We start from the raw sequence: 2,778 nt of genomic DNA on the forward strand, positions 1-2,778 counted from the left end.
ACCGAACGGCCCACCTGGCGGTCCGAAGCCGCCGGGGCCGGTCGTTCCACCGCTCAGCGGATCAGGCGCGGGCCCACCGCCTGGCGGGCTGCCGCCGGGCATGCCGGACGGCGCCCCGCTGGGGCCGCCACCTGGACCGCCGCCACCAGGCGCACCGCGGCCGCCGGGGCCGCCAGGTCCCGCTCCATGCCCGGGTCCGGATCCGCCGCCGGGGCCACGGCCCGGCGCGCCCGGGCTCTTCACCGACGAGCCCGGGAACTTGCCGACCGACTGCACCGATTCGACGCGCAGCTCGCGCGGGCCCGACAACTGCGCGTTGACGACGACGCGCGTATCGGCCGCCGGCGAAAACCGCGAATGGTCGCGCGCGACGAAACCAGAGCCGAGTTGCAGGTCGTTGCCGACCCGCCGCACATAGGCCTCGATCAGCAGCCGGTTCGCGCCCGCGAGATCGGAGAAGTCGTCGGCGCGGCTGCGCGACACCTGCATTACGCCCTGCGCGACGTGTCCCTCGGCCTGCACGCGCTGACCGGCCAGCGCCGGGTCGACGCCGGCGAGCTTGAGCTCGCCGATCCGCAAGACGCCGGCACGGTCACGCTCGAGTGGCCCTGCGACGCGCGCGGCGGCGTCATGGCGCTCCTGCACCAGACTTGCGACGACGACGCCGTCGGTGCGACGCAGCCCGAACACGGCGACATGCGCGCCCACCTTCAGCCAGCTCTCGCGTCCGGTCCAGGCGACCGTCTGGCCGAGCACCGTCAGCCCGCCCGGCTTCATTTGCTCGACCGGCCCGGTCACCTCGCTGGTCACATCGATGCGTTTGGTCGACAGCGTGCCGCCGGCATCACGCTGCGCCACCACGCGTGCGAGCTGTCCGATCCGCAGCGCCTTGGCGCTCGCCGCCTCGCCGTCGATTCTGACCGGCACGTCGGGTGCATAGGCGACGCGCTCGCCATTGACATAGATCGAGCCGAACCGCTGGATCACCCCGACGATGCCGGTGCCACCGATGCCCTGATCGGAACCGGTGATGCCGGTGCCGCCGATGCCCTGATCGTTGCCGCGCTTCTTGACCTGCGCGCCCGCGAGCGACGTTCCGGCGAGCCAGAAGCCGATAAGCAGCGCGCGGCGCGAAATGACCGGCGGGCGCTTCACCCTGCACCGCCTTCGTCGGCATCGTCATCCACTGGACCATCCGGACCCTCGCGATAGATGTAGATGCCGAAATTCCAGCGATAGTCGCCGCCCTTGTCTTTTGCGAGCGCGCGGTTGGCCTCACGGTTGGCGACCTTGAGCGCCTCCATCGCCAGCTCGCGCGAGCGCCCCTCGAGCCGTTTCGCCAGCTTCGCCGACAGCCCGTCGTAATGCACCGCGCGTTCGAGGAAGCGCGGCGCGGCCGAGGACACGTTGAGCTCGGCGGCCGCGACATGGTCGTGCAGGTTGCGGCCGAGATAGTGCCATTTGCGATCGTCGTCGCCATGCGGCACGAAGGCCTCCTCGACCAGCATGATCTCGTCGTCGTCATTGATGGTGACGAGCTTGCGGTCGAGCCATTCGTCCAGCACCGCGCGCGGCCGCACATCCTTGGTGATCGATTCGACCAGCGTCTCGAACGACGGCGCGCCGCCGTCGGCGGTGCGCGGCAACGGCAGCGGATCGCCCTTGGCATCGGTGAACTCGGGCGCCGCCAGCCAGCGCGCGATGATCGCGCTGGTGCGCGACAGCGTCGCCGGCACCGCATTGACCGGTGCGCCGGCGCCGCGCAGCCGTGCCACCTCCTTGCGGTGGATGCCGGTCAGCAGGCTGACGCGGCTGTCGGTCTGCTCCTTGCCCTCGAGCGCGAAGTCGTGCTCGGCGACGTTGACATAGAGCTCGCGCAGCAGCTGGGTCAGCGCCGGGAACGTCATGCCGCCGCGGATGCAGAGCCGCACCAGCGGGCGCAGCATGCGCGCCAGCGGCGCATGCAGCTTCGCTGCGGCGATCGGCGCGGACGATCCCACCTTCGACTTCGGGGCCTTGGCATTCATGCCTAACTTTTAGCCGTCCGCGCCGTGGGACACAATCCCACCTCACTTGACGTGTGATATTTTCCCACTTATGGGAAACAAAATCACCTCCGGACACAATTCCGCGTGCTCGCCAGCGGGTGCCACGGAGTCCGGTACTGCCGCCATCGCCACGGACCGCTCCATGACGTCTGCCCGATTCGACCTTGCGATCGCGGAAGCCTGCCGGATCGCCCAGGTTCCCTTTGAGGAGTTCGTGTCGACGGTGATGGCTGGCGGCTATCCCTGTCTGCCGGGCGTTGCGCCCGGATCGCCGCGCCGCTTCGACGAAACCGACCTGCTCGCGCTCTACATCTACGGCCGCCTGCTCGCCTTCGGTTTCGGCGGCCTGCGCGCCGGCGAATATGCCTGCCGCGCGCATGCGGGCCTCCGCGCCGAGCCACGCGCACAATCGATCTCGATTGCGCTGACGTCCGACGGCGGCAAGCGCGTCGTGATCGAGCAGGATCTGCAGCGCCCGGCAGCGGCAATGCTGCCCGAGCGGATTCATTTCGACATCGCCGCGATCAGGCGCCAGTTGCAGCCGGTCGAACGCAGCACCGCCGAGCCGGCCTGACGCTCCGCTAGAGCAAGATGAGATTCGGTCGAATGGCGAGCGCAATGGTGCTGCGCTCCCTCTCCCCGTTCTTACGGGGAGAGGGTTGGGTGAGGGGCTGTCTCTGCATCTGCGGTGATAGCTGAGCTCGCGGAGACTCCCCCTCACCCGGAACGC

3 protein-coding genes are annotated in these 2,778 nt (G+C 69.5%); 1 reads left to right on the forward strand and 2 read right to left on the reverse strand.

Annotated elements, in window-relative coordinates:
- Together AKL29_RS29205 and AKL29_RS29210 are read right to left on the reverse strand one after the other, a co-directional pair.
- The coding region (locus AKL29_RS29205) for a DUF5666 domain-containing protein (RefSeq protein WP_063779972.1) at nucleotides 1-1,155 on the reverse strand (1,155 nt) is incomplete at its 3' end.
- Nucleotides 1,152-2,027 (reverse strand): DUF6502 family protein, encoded by an 876-nt coding sequence (locus AKL29_RS29210; protein WP_050386551.1) that lies wholly within the window; start codon nucleotides 2,025-2,027, stop codon nucleotides 1,152-1,154. The genes AKL29_RS29205 and AKL29_RS29210, both read right to left, overlap by 4 nt.
- A 163-nt stretch (nucleotides 2,028-2,190) precedes the next feature.
- Between AKL29_RS29210 and AKL29_RS29215 the strand changes: the two genes are divergently transcribed.
- Nucleotides 2,191-2,622: a hypothetical protein gene (locus AKL29_RS29215; RefSeq protein ID WP_028332228.1), complete on the forward strand. Its 432-nt coding sequence runs from the start codon at nucleotides 2,191-2,193 to the stop codon at nucleotides 2,620-2,622.
- The last annotated feature ends 156 nt before the right edge of the window (nucleotides 2,623-2,778 follow it).

The organism is Bradyrhizobium pachyrhizi, from assembly GCF_001189245.1.
Classification (GTDB): domain Bacteria; phylum Pseudomonadota; class Alphaproteobacteria; order Rhizobiales; family Xanthobacteraceae; genus Bradyrhizobium; species Bradyrhizobium pachyrhizi.